This window comes from Salegentibacter sp. Hel_I_6, assembly GCF_000745315.1.
In the GTDB taxonomy this organism is placed as follows: Bacteria; Bacteroidota; Bacteroidia; order Flavobacteriales; family Flavobacteriaceae; genus Salegentibacter.
This window is the reverse complement of record NZ_JQNQ01000001.1, coordinates 3,601,589-3,616,045: the sequence shown is the minus strand read 5'-3', so window position 1 is coordinate 3,616,045 and position 14,457 is coordinate 3,601,589. Positions and strand designations below refer to the sequence as shown.

General features: G+C 38.9%; 13 protein-coding genes. 4 read left to right on the top strand and 9 right to left on the bottom strand.

All coding sequences use genetic code 11. From position 1 onward, the window contains the following. The first annotated feature begins 91 nt into the window (after positions 1-91). The 4 genes from FG27_RS15985 (at position 92) to leuB (ending at position 4,588) form a co-directional block, all read left to right on the top strand. Positions 92-1,264, top strand: a complete 1,173-nt coding sequence (locus tag FG27_RS15985; protein ID WP_051935893.1) for a 2-isopropylmalate synthase — start codon at positions 92-94, stop codon at positions 1,262-1,264. Between the two features lie 46 nt (positions 1,265-1,310). Next, positions 1,311-2,693: a 3-isopropylmalate dehydratase large subunit gene (gene leuC, locus FG27_RS15980; RefSeq protein WP_037320876.1), complete on the top strand. Its 1,383-nt coding sequence runs from the start codon at positions 1,311-1,313 to the stop codon at positions 2,691-2,693. Further along, positions 2,694-3,308 carry a 3-isopropylmalate dehydratase small subunit gene (gene leuD / locus FG27_RS15975; protein WP_037320874.1) on the top strand — a complete coding sequence of 205 codons (615 nt, stop codon included), beginning with the start codon at positions 2,694-2,696 and terminating at the stop codon, positions 3,306-3,308. Positions 3,309-3,472: 164 nt separating this feature from the next. Then, a complete protein-coding gene (gene leuB, locus FG27_RS15970) occupies positions 3,473-4,588 on the top strand; it encodes a 3-isopropylmalate dehydrogenase (protein WP_037320872.1) in 1,116 nt (371 codons plus the stop codon). Between the two features lie 174 nt (positions 4,589-4,762). Here leuB and argH read toward each other — a convergent pair whose 3' ends face one another. The 9 genes from argH to FG27_RS15925 all read right to left on the bottom strand — a co-directional run bounded on the left by argH (position 4,763) and on the right by FG27_RS15925 (position 14,293). Beyond that, positions 4,763-6,040 (bottom strand): argininosuccinate lyase, encoded by a 1,278-nt coding sequence (argH, locus tag FG27_RS15965; RefSeq protein ID WP_037320870.1) that lies wholly within the window; start codon positions 6,038-6,040, stop codon positions 4,763-4,765. Between the two features lie 158 nt (positions 6,041-6,198). Next, positions 6,199-7,269, bottom strand: coding sequence for a M20 family metallo-hydrolase (locus tag FG27_RS15960; protein ID WP_037320868.1), 1,071 nt, complete (start codon positions 7,267-7,269; stop codon positions 6,199-6,201). Next, a complete protein-coding gene (argB, locus tag FG27_RS15955) occupies positions 7,269-8,048 on the bottom strand; it encodes an acetylglutamate kinase (protein WP_037320866.1) in 780 nt (259 codons plus the stop codon). The genes FG27_RS15960 and argB overlap by 1 nt, the downstream gene beginning before the upstream one ends. A gap of 112 nt (positions 8,049-8,160) precedes the next feature. Beyond that, positions 8,161-9,135, bottom strand: a complete 975-nt coding sequence (locus FG27_RS15950; RefSeq protein WP_037322374.1) for an N-acetylornithine carbamoyltransferase — start codon at positions 9,133-9,135, stop codon at positions 8,161-8,163. Positions 9,136-9,278: 143 nt separating this feature from the next. Continuing rightward, positions 9,279-10,406: an aspartate aminotransferase family protein gene (locus tag FG27_RS15945; protein WP_037320864.1), complete on the bottom strand. Its 1,128-nt coding sequence runs from the start codon at positions 10,404-10,406 to the stop codon at positions 9,279-9,281. Between the two features lie 2 nt (positions 10,407-10,408). Beyond that, positions 10,409-11,203 (bottom strand): pyrroline-5-carboxylate reductase, encoded by a 795-nt coding sequence (gene proC / locus FG27_RS15940; protein ID WP_037320862.1) that lies wholly within the window; start codon positions 11,201-11,203, stop codon positions 10,409-10,411. A gap of 176 nt (positions 11,204-11,379) precedes the next feature. After that, the gene (gene argC, locus FG27_RS15935; protein ID WP_037320861.1) at positions 11,380-12,342 is read right to left on the bottom strand and encodes an N-acetyl-gamma-glutamyl-phosphate reductase; all 963 of its coding nucleotides are present in this window, start codon (positions 12,340-12,342) and stop codon (positions 11,380-11,382) included. Then, positions 12,339-13,526 (bottom strand): argininosuccinate synthase, encoded by a 1,188-nt coding sequence (locus FG27_RS15930; RefSeq protein ID WP_037320859.1) that lies wholly within the window; start codon positions 13,524-13,526, stop codon positions 12,339-12,341. Before FG27_RS15930 ends, argC begins: the two co-directional genes overlap by 4 nt. A 137-nt stretch (positions 13,527-13,663) precedes the next feature. After that, positions 13,664-14,293, bottom strand: a complete 630-nt coding sequence (locus FG27_RS15925; protein ID WP_037320857.1) for a GNAT family N-acetyltransferase — start codon at positions 14,291-14,293, stop codon at positions 13,664-13,666. Positions 14,294-14,457 lie beyond the last annotated feature (164 nt).

The following is a 14,457-nucleotide window of genomic DNA, read 5'->3' as shown; positions in this document are numbered from 1 at the left end:
TACTTTAATTATCGTAATGACCTAATTTTCTGAGGCCGGGAGTGTATAGATAATAATACTTTAGTTAAAGATAAAGTAAAATAAATCTCTTATGAGCACAGAAAAGGTAGAAATTTTTGACACAACGTTACGAGACGGAGAGCAGGTTCCAGGTTGTAAATTAAATACAGCCCAAAAACTTAAAATAGCTGCGCGCCTTGATGAGCTGGGAGTAGATGTTATTGAAGCAGGTTTTCCTGTGTCCAGTCCCGGCGATTTTCAATCGGTTTATGAAATCTCTAAACTGGCAAAGAATGCCGCCGTTTGTGGACTCACACGTGCTGTTAAAAAAGATATCGAAGTTGCTGCTGAAGCTTTAAAACCCGCCAAAAAACCACGTATTCATACCGGGATTGGTACTTCAGATTCTCATATTAAATATAAATTCAATTCCACACGAGAAGAAATTATTGTGCGTGGTGTTGCCGCGGTTAAACATGCTAAGAATTTTGTAGACGATGTTGAATTTTATGCTGAAGATGCCGGAAGAACCGATAATGAATTTCTTGCCCGTGTTTGTACTGAAATGATCAAAGCCGGAGCAACTGTTCTAAATATCCCTGATACTACCGGATACTGCCTTCCTGATGAATACGGAAGAAAAATAAAGTATTTAAAAGACAACGTAAAAGACATCGATAAGGTTAGAATTTCCTGCCACTGTCACAACGATTTAGGGCTTGCTACAGCAAATGCTATTGCAGGTGTGCAGAATGGCGCACGGCAAATAGAATGCACCATCAACGGAATTGGGGAGCGTGCCGGGAATACCGCTTTGGAAGAGGTTGTCATGATCTTAAGACAACACCCAACTTTAAATTTAAATACAGATATAGACCAAAAATTCCTTTTTGATACCAGTTGTATGGTTTCCCGTGAAATGGGAATGTTTGTACAACCAAACAAAGCAATTGTAGGTGCGAATGCATTTGCACATAGCTCCGGAATTCACCAGGACGGAGTAATTAAAAACCGTGAAACTTACGAAATTATAGATCCCGCAGAAGTTGGGGTAACTGAATCTGCCATCGTACTTACCGCAAGAAGCGGAAGAGCTGCCTTAGCTTTTAAAGCCAAGAAAATGGGATACGATTTAACTAAACTTCAGTTAGATCAAGTTTATGCTGAATTCCTAAATTATGCTGATTCCAGAAGATGCGTGGAAGACAATGATATTCACGAAATCATGGAAATTTCAGAAAGAAAAATAAGAGCAATAGCCTAATAATTCTGTATAAAGTTGAATATAAACCAGGATTGAATTTATAAAAATGAAGAAAACTTTATTCGATAAAATTTGGGATGCACACGTGGTAGAATCTATACCCGACGGTCCCGATATTTTATATATCGATAAACACTTAATACACGAAGTTACGAGCCCACAGGCTTTTAATGAATTGAAAGAAAGGGATATTTCGGTCTTTCGCCCAGATCAAATTGTGGCTACGGCAGATCATAATACCCCGACTGAAAATCAGCATTTACCGGTTAAAGATCTATTATCCAGGAAACAACTCAAAGAATTAACCCAAAATTGCGAAGAAAATAATATTATCCTTTACGGTCTTGGACATCCTTATAACGGGATTGTTCACGTAATGGCTCCCGAGCTCGGGATTACCCAACCGGGAATGACAATGGTTTGTGGTGACAGCCACACCTCTACTCACGGTGCATTTGGAACAATTGCTTTCGGAATTGGTACCAGCCAGGTTTCCCAGGTTTTTGCCAGCCAATGTGTTTTGGTTCAAAAGCCTAAAAAATTGCGCGTAAACGTAAATGGAAAACTTAAAAAAGGAGTTTTACCAAAAGATGTTATTCTGTATATAATAAGCAAACTCGGCACAAATTCCGGAACAGGATACTTCTGCGAATATGCGGGGAATGTCTTTGAAGAAATGTCTATGGAAGGCCGTATGACGGTTTGTAATATGAGCATTGAAATGGGTGCCAGGGGTGGTTTAATCGCTCCCGATGAAACTACTTTTGAATATGTAAAAGATAAAGAATTTGCTCCAAAGGGTGAAGAATTTGAATCGGCAAAAGCTTACTGGGAAACTTTAAAAACCGATGAAGACGCTGAGTTTGACCAGGAATATTCATTTGATGCAGAAGATATTGAACCGATGATCACTTACGGAACAAATCCGGGGATGGGAATTAAAATTACCGGTGCGATCCCAATGGAAGGTGGAAAAAGTGATGCTAAAGCTTTGGCCTACATGGGCTTTAAACCAGGAGAATCTTTACTGGAAAAACCTATAAACTGGATTTTCATAGGAAGTTGTACTAACTCTAGAATCGAAGATTTTAGACAGGCAGCAGCTTATATAAAAGGTAAACAAAAAGCGAAAAATGTAAATGCCTTAATTGTACCTGGTTCACGCCAGGTTGCCGCACAAATTGAAGCGGAAGGACTACGCGAAGTATTCGAAAATGCCGGTTTTACACTAAGACAACCCGGTTGTTCGGCTTGTTTGGCAATGAACGATGATAAAATTCCCGCTGGTGAATATTGTGTTTCTACCAGCAACAGAAATTTTGAAGGAAGACAGGGACAAGGTTCCAGAACCATATTAGCAAGTCCGTTAACGGCGGCTGCAACTGCAGTTTCAGGCAAATTAACCGACTTTACAAAACACTTAAATTAAATGGAAAAGTTTATCACATTAACCGATACAGCGGTTCCTTTAGAAATAGAAAACGTAGATACCGACCAGATTATTCCTGCAAGGTTCCTAAAAGCAACCGATAAAGCGGGGTTTGGAGAAAACCTGTTTCGGGATTGGCGTTTTGATAAAAATGATGAACCTAATCCGGAATTTGCTTTAAATAAACCAGAATATAAAGGATCTATTTTAGTAGCAGGAGATAATTTTGGTTGCGGCTCCAGCCGTGAGCACGCGGCCTGGGCTCTTAAAGCTTATGGCTTTACGGTAGTGGTCTCCAGTTATTTTGCCGATATCTTCAAAGGAAATGCACTTAATAACGGATTGCTTCCGGTTCAGGTAAGTCCGAAGTTTTTAGAACAGCTTTTTATTGAAATCACTAGAGATCCTTCAGTAGAAATTAAGGTAGATCTGGAAGCACAGAAAATTAGTATTCCGAAGAAGAATATTTCAGAAAGCTTTGAAATAGATCCTTATAAAAAAACCTGTATGATCAATGGTTTTGACGATATAGATTTTCTGGTAAGCAAACTGGATGCGATAAAAGAATATGAACAGAAAAGATCACAAAAATTACAAGGGACCACAGCCGTATAATTTGAATATGAATAGATATCTGGAATTAACGTCTTCCTGAACTTGTTTCAGGATCTAAGTTGATTAAACCTGTTAGAAGCTGAAACAAGTTCAGCTTGACGAGAGTTATAATTCTAAGACGGTTTATAAGATTAAAAAATAACCACACATAAAGAAGAAGAAAAATGAAATTAAAAATAGCAGTCTTGCCCGGAGACGGGATAGGTCCTGAAATCACACAGCAATCAGTTAAAGTTTTGAAAGCTGTAGCAGATCGTTTTGATCACCACTTTCAATTTGAAGACGCCTTGGTAGGTGCGGCAGCAATAGATTTGCTGGACAATCCGTTACCTGAAGCTACGCTGGAATTGTGCAAGAAATCTGATGCTGTGTTATTTGGGGCCATAGGACACCCAAAATACGACAATAATCCCGATGCAAAAGTTAGACCCGAACAGGGACTCTTGCAGCTAAGAAAAGGCCTGGGACTTTTTGCCAATATTAGACCCGTAAAAGCTTATGATAAACTTATAGAACAATCGCCATTAAAGGCCGATCGTATTGCAGGTGCCGATATGGTGATTTACCGGGAACTTACGGGCGGAATTTATTTTGGCGATAAATTTACGGCTGAAGATGGCCAAAGCGCCACCGATATTTGCACCTATTCTGTAGAAGAAATTTCCAGGATGGCACACCTAGCTTTTAAAGCTGCACAACAACGATCTAAAAAATTAACGCTGGTAGATAAAGCCAATGTTCTGGAAACTTCCAGGTTATGGCGAAAAACAGTAACTAAAATTGGCGAAGAATATCCAGATGTGGCACTGGACTTCCTTTTTGTAGATAACGCGGCCATGCAAATGATTCTTAACCCAACTCAATTTGATGTAATTCTTACCGAAAATATGTTTGGCGATATTCTTTCAGATGAAGCCAGTGTAATTGGTGGAAGCATTGGATTATTGGCATCGGCATCTGTAGGAAAAGAAAACGCAATGTTTGAACCTATTCACGGTTCCTATCCGCAGGCAACCGGTAAAGGCATCGCAAACCCTGTAGCTTCCATTTTATCGGCAGCAATGCTTTTAGAGCATTTCGGTTTGGTAGAAGAAGCCGAGGCAGTAAAAAAGGCGGTGGAACTTAGTATTAAACTAAATGTTTGCACCATAGACATTAACAAAGATAACCATTATACCACCGAAAAAGTGGGTGATTTCCTTGAGGGACTTATCAGTGAAGTTGATAATATTAGTATCAATAACGAGAACCTGAACCTTGGGCAAATGACTATTATTTAAGATTATTTTTTCTTCATTTATGTTTTGAACCCTTCGCATTTCGTGTGGTTTTGCGGGGGGTTTTTTAGTGATACCCAGATCCTGGAAGCTTTTCAAGCTTCCAGGATCTGTTGGTAGAACTATCCCGACTTCAGTCGGGATCTTATTATTCTATACTCACATAAATTCAAAAACCTAAACCTCTTCCTTTTTTCTCTTAATTTCTTCCAGCGCCAGATTATCCTTACTTCCTAAATGTGAATGCTTTTTACCTTCAGCAGCTTCATAAGTTCCTTCCTGCACCTGGCCGCCAATTATTTGATAAGCCTCTCTAAAAGATTTTCCCTGCATCACCAAATCGTTGATACTATCTACTGTAAAGAGGTATTTATATTTTTCATCCTGTAAATTGATATCTTTCACCTTAATTAAAGCGATAGAGTGAATAAAAATATCAAGGATCTCTTTAATATTTTCAACTGCATAAATGCTGTTTTCTTTAATTAATTGATAATCCCTGTGATAACCGCTCGGTAAATTATTGGTAATTAAAATCATCTCATTTGCAATACTTTGTAGTTTATTGCATTTTCCACGAATCAGTTCAAAAACATCGGGATTCTTTTTATGTGGCATAATACTAGAACCGGTGGTGAGTTCATCGGGGAAAGTGATAAAATCAAAATTCTGACTCATATATAAACAAATATCCATCGCAAATCTGGAAAGCGTATTGGAAACCGATGCAATATTGGAAGTAACGGTTCGCTCACATTTTCCACGTCCCAATTGCGCGGCGACCACATTATATTTTAAGGTTGAAAAACCTAATTCTTTAGTGGTAAATTCACGGTCTATAGGAAAAGAAGAACCATAACCTGCAGCAGAACCTAACGGATTCTGATCTACAACTTTCAAACCGGCTTCCAGTAAATAAAGATCGTCGATAAGCAATTCGGCGTAAGCCGAAAACCATAAACCAAAGCTAGATGGCATCGCTACCTGTAGATGAGTATATCCAGGGAGTAGTTTTTCCTGATGCTTCTCTGCAAGACCCAAAAGAACATCTATAAGTTGTTTGGTTTTACCTGAAATTTCCTTCAAATTTTCTTTAAAATACAACTGCATCGCCACCAAAACCTGGTCGTTTCTGGAGCGAGCGGTATGTATTTTTTTTCCGGTATCGCCTAAAGTTTGAGTAAGTTCAAATTCAATCTTGGAATGCACATCTTCAAAATCTTCTTCAATCTGAAAAGTTCCATTTTCAAGCTGCTGCTGAAGTTTTGCCAGTTTCTCCTCAATATTTTTCACTTCTTCAGAAGTCAAAATACCCACTTCCCCAAGCATTCTAGCATGTGCTCTTGAAGCTTTTAAATCGTATTCAGCGATATGCATATCTAACTCCCTGTCATTTCCAACTGTAAAGTTTTCAATCTTTTTATCTATAGCTAATCCTTTATCCCAGAGTTTCATAATATTTATTTTAAGCTGAAAATTAATTATAAACGTCATTCTGAATTTATTTCAGAATCTAAGTTGTTATATACCCGCAACGCATTAGAAGCTGAAACAATCCCGAAGCTTCGGGACAGCCTGACGCATTTTTTTTCTATCAGTTTACTTATAGTTTTTTATACTTTTAAAGCTTTATCGAGCAATTTTATATACTTCTCAATTCCTTCTTCAATTTCCTTTACATAAATAAATTCATCTGCCGAATGCGATCTTGTGGAATCTCCCGGACCTAATTTTAGGGAAGGACAATTTAGCATCGCCTGGTCAGAAAGTGTAGGTGAACCATAGGTTTCCATTCCTAAAGAAATACCCGCTTTAATCAATTCGTGATCCTTGGGAATTGAAGAGGAGTTCAACCGAAGCGAACGGGCTTTGATCTCATCTACCGGGGCATTTTCCTGCAAAATTTGCTCAATTTCAGCATTAGAATACGCATCATTAACCCGAACATCAATTACCATATCAACGTGGCCGGGCACCACGTTATGCTGGCTGCCGGCATTGATCTGGGTTACCGTAAGTTTTACTTTCCCCAGTGCCTCCGATTCCTTCGGAAAATCAAATTTCTCAAACCATTTTAGAACTTCCGCAGTTTTGTAAATCGCATTATTATCGTTGGGGTGTGCCGCGTGAGAAGGTGTTCCTTTTACCTTCGCATCAAAAACCACCAGGCCTTTTTCAGCAATTGCCAATTGCATTAAAGTAGGTTCTCCAACAATCGCCACATCAATTTTCGGCATTTTTGGTAACATACAGGCAATCCCGTTTTTACCGTTAATTTCTTCTTCGGCAGTTCCCGCAAAAATCAGGTTATATTCCAGGTCTTTGTCTGCATAAAACCACGTAAACGTAGCGAGTAAAGAAACCAGGCAACCACCGGCATCATTACTACCCAAGCCATATAATTTTCCATTCTCAATTTTGGGTTCAAATGGATCTCGAGTATATGCTGAATTCGGTTTTACCGTGTCGTGATGTGAATTAAGCAGCAAGCTTGGCTTAGCCGGATCAAAATATTTATTTATAGCCCAAACATTATTTAAATGCCGATAAAAGGTCATTTCTTTAATTCGAAACCAGTCTTCCAGTAATTCGGCCGTTCTATCTTCTTCCTTTGAGAAGGATTGCGTTTTAATAAGATTTTTTAGTAAGTCTAAAGCATCATTTTGTAATTCCTCGAGCTTCATCAATTCGTGATTTTAGTGTAAATAGATTCCTTTTTCAATAGCCTGAAATCTCCCAGGAAAATATTCTTAACGCCGCCTTCAACCGCCTGGAAACAATTATGTAGTTTTGGAAGCATCCCATCACTTATCACTTTATCCAGGAGCAATTGCTGGTATTTTCCACTGGTAATTTCTTCAATTACCGAATTATCGTCTTCTGCGTTGGCCAAAACGCCTTTTTTCTCAAAGCAGAAATAAAGTTCGGTCTCATATATAGCACTCATCGCTTTGGCGATTTCCGCGGCAACAGAATCGCCATTAGTATTTAAAAGTAATCCTTCAGCGGTAGAGGAAATTGCCGAAAAAACCGGCGTAATATTTTGTTTTAAAAGTGAAGTTATAAATTTAGAATTAACCTTCTCCACATCTCCTACAAAACCAAAGTCGACTTCCTTCACAGGACGTTTTTTGGAAACAATGCTCATTCCGTCGGCACCACTTAAACCAATTGCATTGGTTTGAAGCCCCTGAAGTTTAGCAACAATATTTTTATTGATGAAACCTCCATAAACCATAGTAATCACCTTAATTGAATCGGCATCGGTGATTCTTCGTCCTTCGAACATTTGGGTTTTATAACCGAACTTTCCTGCAATTTCGGTAGCGAGGTTTCCCCCGCCGTGAACCAAGATTTTGGGACCATCTAAAGCAACAAAATCGTCCAGGAAGACTGAAAACTTCGTTTCATCTTCAATAAGCTTCCCTCCTATTTTTACAACTTTTAAAACCTTCTTTTTCATATATCTTTACTTTCACAACCAAAACCTGGTTAAATGTCACATCGAGCGGAGTCGAGATGTCCTAAACGCTAATTAAATGAGTTCTCGACTGCGCTCGAACTGACATTATATTTTAAGCATTTTTCCCTAACTCGGTTTCTTTTACTTTTTCCTCTAAAATTCTTTTCAAAACCGCCTGTGCAGCAAAGGTTCTATTTCCCGCCTGATGAATCACCACTGAGTTTTCTGCATCAAGAACCTCATCACCAATCACCATATTTCTTCTTACCGGCAAACAATGCATCACTTTTGCATTATTGGTAAGTTTTAATTTTTCCGCGGAAAAAGTCCAGTTGCGGTCTTCACTTAGTTTCTGACCGTAGTGTTCATAACTGCTCCAATTTTTAACATACACGAAATCGGCATCTTTTAAAGCTTCATCCTGGTTGTGAATTACAGGAGTACTTTTAGTGATTTCAGGATTCAAATCATAGCCTTCAGGATTGGTAATTACAAAATCAACATCCAGCTTTTGCATGATTTCAGCAAAAGAATTGGGTACACTTTGCGGCAGGGATTTAGGATGCGGCGCCCAGCTAAGCACTACTTTTGGCCTATCTTTTTTCTTTAATTCTGAAATAGTAATCGCATCGGTAAGCGCCTGCAATGGGTGCCCCGTGGCACTTTCAAGATTCACCACCGGTACTGAGGCGTATTTTTTAAAACTATTTAATACCGTTTCAGCTTCGTCTTTTTCTTTGTTCTGTAAATCGGGAAAAGCTCTAACTGCTATGATGTCGCAATATTGGGAAAGAACCGCCGCCGCTTCTTTAATGTGCTCAGCTTTATCGGAATCCATTACGGCGCCATCTTCAAATTCCAGTTTCCAACTATCACTCCCCGCATTCATCACCATCACGTCCATTCCCAATAACTTCCCGGCTTTTTCTGTGCTTAAACGCGTTCTCAAACTCGGATTAAAGAACAACATTCCTAGAGTTTTCCCTTTTCCAATTTCTAAAGTAGACGCTCCCTTCTTTAACTCCCGGGCTTCGGTAATTAATTGCTGTAAATTTTCTATATCTGATAATTCGGTATAATTTCTCATTTTGTTGGTTTTCTCCTGCAAGGTCTGCGAGACCTTGTAGGTTTTTATTTTGTACATACCTACAAGGTTTTAGAAACCTCGCAGGAGTTATTTTCATTTTTAAGACCTCACAGGTTTCCGAAACCTTTGAGGTCTACTCGAATTTATTTTAAAATAATCTTTAAAGCTTTAAATAACTCATCAAAATGCTCTTTTTTAATATTTAAAGGCGGTAAAATTCGCAGTAGTTTTTTGTTTGCAGAAGCCCCGGTAAAAATCTGGTGTTTAAACAAAAGCTCTTTTCTTATCTGTGCGATCTCAAAATCGAATTCCAGGCCAATCATTAATCCCCGGCCTTTGATTTTTTTGATCTGCGGAATTTCCGCCGCTTTCTCTTTTATATATTCAAAAAGTTCACTGGCATTTTTCAGAAGATTTTCTTTTTCAATAATTTCCAAAACCGAAATCCCAGCGACACAGGCCAGGTGATTTCCACCAAAAGTGGTTCCCAGCATACCCGATTTAGCTGGAATGGATTTGTCTATTAAAATCCCACCAACCGGAAAACCATTGCCCATTCCTTTGGCTATGGAAATAATATCGGGGCGAATTTCGTGTTTCTGAAAGGCGAAAAAATCTCCCGTTCTACCATAACCCGACTGTACTTCGTCTGCAATTACAAGCGAACCGTATTTTTTGCAAAGTGCTGTTATTTTTTGATAAAATTCAGTAGAAGCTTCATCCAGGCCACCAACGCCCTGAATCACTTCAAAAATAACGGCTGCAACATCGCCCTTTTTCAATTCATTTTCCAAAGCTTCAGAGTCTTCAAAAGCAACTTTCGTAGCCTTATGGTTTTGGTTAAAAGGAGCTTTAATATTGTCGTTATCAGTTACCGCTACTACTCCTGAAGTCCTTCCGTGGAAGCCATTTTCGAAATAAATAACCCTATCCTTCCCGGTTTGAAAAGAAGCGACTTTTAAAGCATTTTCATTCGCTTCTGCACCCGAATTACATAAAAACAGGTTGTAATCTTCTACCCCGCAAAGTTTTTCCAGTTTATCTGCAAATTCTTCCTGTAAAGGATTTTTAACTGAATTGGAATAAAAACCAAGTTCGCCAACTTGTTTAGAGATTGCATTCACATAAGCCGGATGGGAATGCCCTATCGAGATTACTGCGTGCCCCCCATAAAGATCTAAATATTTCCTGTCTTCTTTATCAAATATATAAGCCCCATCACCCTTTATTGGTGTAATATCGTAAAGCGGGTAAACATCAAATAAGTCCATAGTTATTCGGTTGTAATCGTATTTATTTTCTTGAAGGAAGCCTGGATTCCTTTTATTAAAGACGAACTCAGGCCGTTATGTTCCATTTCGTTTAGTCCTTCAATAGTACAACCCCGCGGCGTGGTTACCTTATCGATTTCTTCTTCGGGGTGTTTACCTGATTCTATAAGCAAGCTGGAAGCTCCCAAACAGGTTTGCATCGCCAGTTGGTGTGCATCCTTCGCGTCAAAGCCAAGCTGCACCGCACCCTGGGTTGTAGCACGAATCAGTCGCATCCAGAAAGCGATGCCGCTTGCACAAATTACCGTGGCAGCCTGCATTTTATTTTCCGGAATAATAATACTGGTACCCAAACGATTAAAAATAGCCTCAGCAATAGCGATACGTTTTTCACCTTTTTCGTTGCTACAAAGACAGGTCATTGATTTACCCACTGCAATGGCCGTGTTGGGCATGGAACGCACAATAAATTGATCCTTGCCAACAATAGCTTCCATCGCAGCGATCTTAAAGCCTGTGACGGTAGAAATAAGAACGTGTTTCTCGGTAAGCTGATCTTTTATCTCTTCCAGAATTCGCTCCATTTGCGTAGGTTGAACTGCGAAAACAAGGATATCTGAATTTTGAACAGCTTCGCGGTTATCTTTAGTTACCGTAACTTTTGAATATTCTTCGTACTCCTGAAGCTCCTCGATCTTTCGTTTTGTGAGGTAAAGCGTGGTAAACGCATTGTTCACAATAAGTCCTTTAGCTATGGAAAGTCCAAGGTTTCCGGCTCCTATGATGGCTATTTTCATTGGTTTGGTTTTAGTTGGTTATTCTACAAATATTAATAAGTGATTGTGCAAAACAATTATTACTCGTCATTGCGATCCCGATTTTTATCGGGAGAAGCAATCTGAAAATTAATTGTGAGATTACTTCACTCCGTTCGTAATGACGTTTTAAATTCGTGTATTAGTGGCATATCTCATTAAAAATAACTCGCTTTTAATTTTAATCCGGTGGTTTCTTCAAAACCAAATATCAAGTTCATATTCTGAACTGCCTGCCCCGAAGCTCCTTTTAGTAAATTATCAATTACACTTGTGATCAAAATCTTATTACCGAATTTCTGTAATTTCAGCAGGCATTTATTCGTATTTACTACTTGTTTTAAATGCAGTTCCTCCTCTACTACAAACGTAAAAACCGAATCTTTATAGGCTTCAGAATAAATCGCCTTGGCTTCTTTCAGGCTTCCTTCAAACTTTGTGTACGCCGTGGCGTGAATTCCCCTGGAAAAATTACCTCTATTCGGAATAAAATTGATTTCCGGGAGCTTGTTATTCTGAAGTAGCTTTAAGCTCTGTCCTATTTCATTTAAATGCTGATGTTCAAAAGCTTTATAACTGGAGAAATTATTATCTCGCCAGGTAAAATGCGTAGTAGCCGAAAGTGAAGTCCCAGCTCCGGTTGCTCCGGTTACCGCATTGATATGCACTTCATTCTGCAACAATCCGGCTTTTGCAAGCGGTAAAATTGCTAAACTAATAGCCGTGGCAAAACATCCGGGATTTGCAATAAAATCAGCTTTTTTGATCTTTTCTTTATTGAATTCTGGTAAACCGTAAACAAACGAATGTTCGCCATTCATTCGATAATCGGTACTTAGATCTACAATTTTTGTTTTTCCTGAAAACTGATTTTCAGCAAGGAATTTTATGGAATTTCCGTGTCCCAAACATAGAAAAACCACATCTGCATTTTTATTGATCTCCCCGGTAAATTGCAAATCGATTTCACCCAGTAAATCCTGGTGCACTCCTGCAACAGGTTTCCCCGGCTGCGAGGTGCTATAAACAAAGTCCAGATCTACCTCTGGATGATTTATTAAGATCCTGATGAGTTCCCCGGCCGTATAACCAGCGCCACCTATTATTCCTGCTTTTATCATTTTTCTGTATTAACGTGTTGGTAGATCTTGCCCGCATTCGAAAGAATTTTTATAAATCCTTTGGCATCATGGGAAGTCCAGGCTTTATTTTCTTCGCCATAATTTCCGAAACTGGAATTCATTAAATCATTTTCAGACTTAATTCCGTCTAAAGTGAATCTATAAGGATGCAAAGTGATAAAAACTTCTCCGCTAACCTGCTTTTGTGAACTTTCTAAAAAAGCTTCCAAATCTCGCATTACAGGTTCTAAATACTGACCTTCGTGTAAATGCGTACCATACCAGTTAGCCAAATAATCTTTATGCTGTAATTGCCATTTACTTAGCGTATGCTTTTCCATTAAATGGTGAGCTTTAATAGTAATTAAGGCCGCGGCGGCTTCAAACCCCACTCTACCTTTAATTCCAATAATCGTATCGCCTACGTGGATGTCTCGCCCAATTGCATACTTGGAAGCGATATTCTCCAGGATCTCAATATTCTTCTCAGGAGAATTTTCTTTTCCATTTACTGCGGAAAGTTCACCCTTGAAAAATGTCAAACTGATTTGTTTCGGTTTTTTATCAAGAAGCTGGGAAGGATAAGCCGATTCGGGTAAAGGCTTTTCTGATGTCAAAGTTTCTGCTCCACCAACACTGGTTCCCCAAAGGCCTTTGTTCACCGAATATTTTGACTTTTCCCAATTCATTTCCACTCCATTCTGCTTCAGGTATTCAATCTCTTCCTGTCTACTGAGTTGCTTATCCCTGATTGGCGTAATAATCTCAATTTCCGGAGCGATAATTTGAAAAATCATATCAAATCTTACCTGATCGTTTCCTGCACCCGTACTACCGTGCGCAATATATTTAGCATCAATACTTTTTGCGTAATTCACGATCTCTATGGCCTGTACAATTCGCTCTGCACTTACTGAAAGTGGATAGGTATTGTTCTTTAGCACATTTCCGAAGATTAAATATTTTACCACTTTCTGGTAAAATGAAGAAACCGCATCAATGTTTTTATAGGTTTTTGCACCTATTTTTTGGGCATTTTCCCCAATTTTCTTCACTTCTTCTTCTGAAAATCCACCGGTATTGACACTCACGGCATGGACTTCAAAGTTTTCTTCTTTAGATAAATATTTTGCGCAGTAAGAAGTATCCAAACCTCCACTGTATGCTATAACTACTTTCTTCATTTTTTAAATTTAAATCGTGGGGTTCACCACGAATTCACTAATATTTTTGTTTTTCCTTCCTTAAATGCGTGCGGGATGGTTTAAGCCTTCCGATTCCGCACGCGGAATCACCTTCCCTTAAAAAGGGAAGGAAACACTCAGTTTTCATTTTTCTCCTTTTTATAAAATAAAGTTTGCTTGATATTTTTTAGCCTTTTAAAAGCTTTATCATTCAAACTCTCCTTTTTCTGTGTTTTCTCCTTTTTTCGTTCAGGATCATACATCATTCCCGTGCAGAGACACATTTTACGCTCGGTTCGGGTAAGGATATCGTAATTTTTACAAGTTTGGCAGCCTTTCCAAAAAGCTTCATCATCGGTTAATTCAGAAAAAGTTACAGGTTGGTATCCCAACTCATAATTTATTTTCATCACAGCCAAACCTGTAGTGATCCCGAAGATCTTAGCATTGGGATACATTTTCCTGGAATGGTTAAAAACCACTTCCTTGATCTCTTTGGCCAATCCCTGATTTCTGAAATCGGGGTGCACAATTAGGCCTGAGTTTGCCACATACCTATCGTGACTCCAGGTTTCGATATAGCAGAAGCCGGCAAATTTTTCACCGTCTAAAGCAATAACCGCATTCCCCTTTTCCATTTTACCAATGATATATTCGGAAGTTCGGCGGGCAATGCCGGTGCCGCGAACCTTTGCAGATTCTTCTATAGTTGTACAAATAATCTCAGCGTATTGAGCGTGAGATTTATTAGCAATGACAATCTTCATTTGCTAAGAAATTAGTGAGAAAATAAATTTGATTTGTTCTTTTTGAAAGGGGAACCGGACTCACCTAAGTTCCATTAAATTATACACGCACCAAGGTGCGACGCGGAAAGCGGCGGCGAATAGGTGTAATTTCAGAAGTAATTCTGAAATTTAAATTGGACGGT

What these genes read in the sequence shown, in the direction of transcription:
- proC (WP_037320862.1), bottom strand. Translation starts at nt 11,203, where the DNA reads ATGAAAATAGCCATCATAGGAGCCGGAAACCTTGGACTTTCCATAGCT.
- FG27_RS15960 (WP_037320868.1), bottom strand. Translation starts at nt 7,269, where the DNA reads ATGAAGCTCGAGGAATTACAAAATGATGCTTTAGACTTACTAAAAAAT.
- leuB (WP_037320872.1), top strand. Translation starts at nt 3,473, where the DNA reads ATGAAATTAAAAATAGCAGTCTTGCCCGGAGACGGGATAGGTCCTGAA.
- argH (WP_037320870.1), bottom strand. Translation starts at nt 6,040, where the DNA reads ATGAAACTCTGGGATAAAGGATTAGCTATAGATAAAAAGATTGAAAAC.
- leuD (WP_037320874.1), top strand. Translation starts at nt 2,694, where the DNA reads ATGGAAAAGTTTATCACATTAACCGATACAGCGGTTCCTTTAGAAATA.
- FG27_RS15950 (WP_037322374.1), bottom strand. Translation starts at nt 9,135, where the DNA reads ATGAGAAATTATACCGAATTATCAGATATAGAAAATTTACAGCAATTA.
- FG27_RS15925 (WP_037320857.1), bottom strand. Translation starts at nt 14,293, where the DNA reads ATGAAGATTGTCATTGCTAATAAATCTCACGCTCAATACGCTGAGATT.
- argC (WP_037320861.1), bottom strand. Translation starts at nt 12,342, where the DNA reads ATGATAAAAGCAGGAATAATAGGTGGCGCTGGTTATACGGCCGGGGAA.
- leuC (WP_037320876.1), top strand. Translation starts at nt 1,311, where the DNA reads ATGAAGAAAACTTTATTCGATAAAATTTGGGATGCACACGTGGTAGAA.
- argB (WP_037320866.1), bottom strand. Translation starts at nt 8,048, where the DNA reads ATGAAAAAGAAGGTTTTAAAAGTTGTAAAAATAGGAGGGAAGCTTATT.
- FG27_RS15985 (WP_051935893.1), top strand. Translation starts at nt 92, where the DNA reads ATGAGCACAGAAAAGGTAGAAATTTTTGACACAACGTTACGAGACGGA.
- FG27_RS15945 (WP_037320864.1), bottom strand. Translation starts at nt 10,406, where the DNA reads ATGGACTTATTTGATGTTTACCCGCTTTACGATATTACACCAATAAAG.
- FG27_RS15930 (WP_037320859.1), bottom strand. Translation starts at nt 13,526, where the DNA reads ATGAAGAAAGTAGTTATAGCATACAGTGGAGGTTTGGATACTTCTTAC.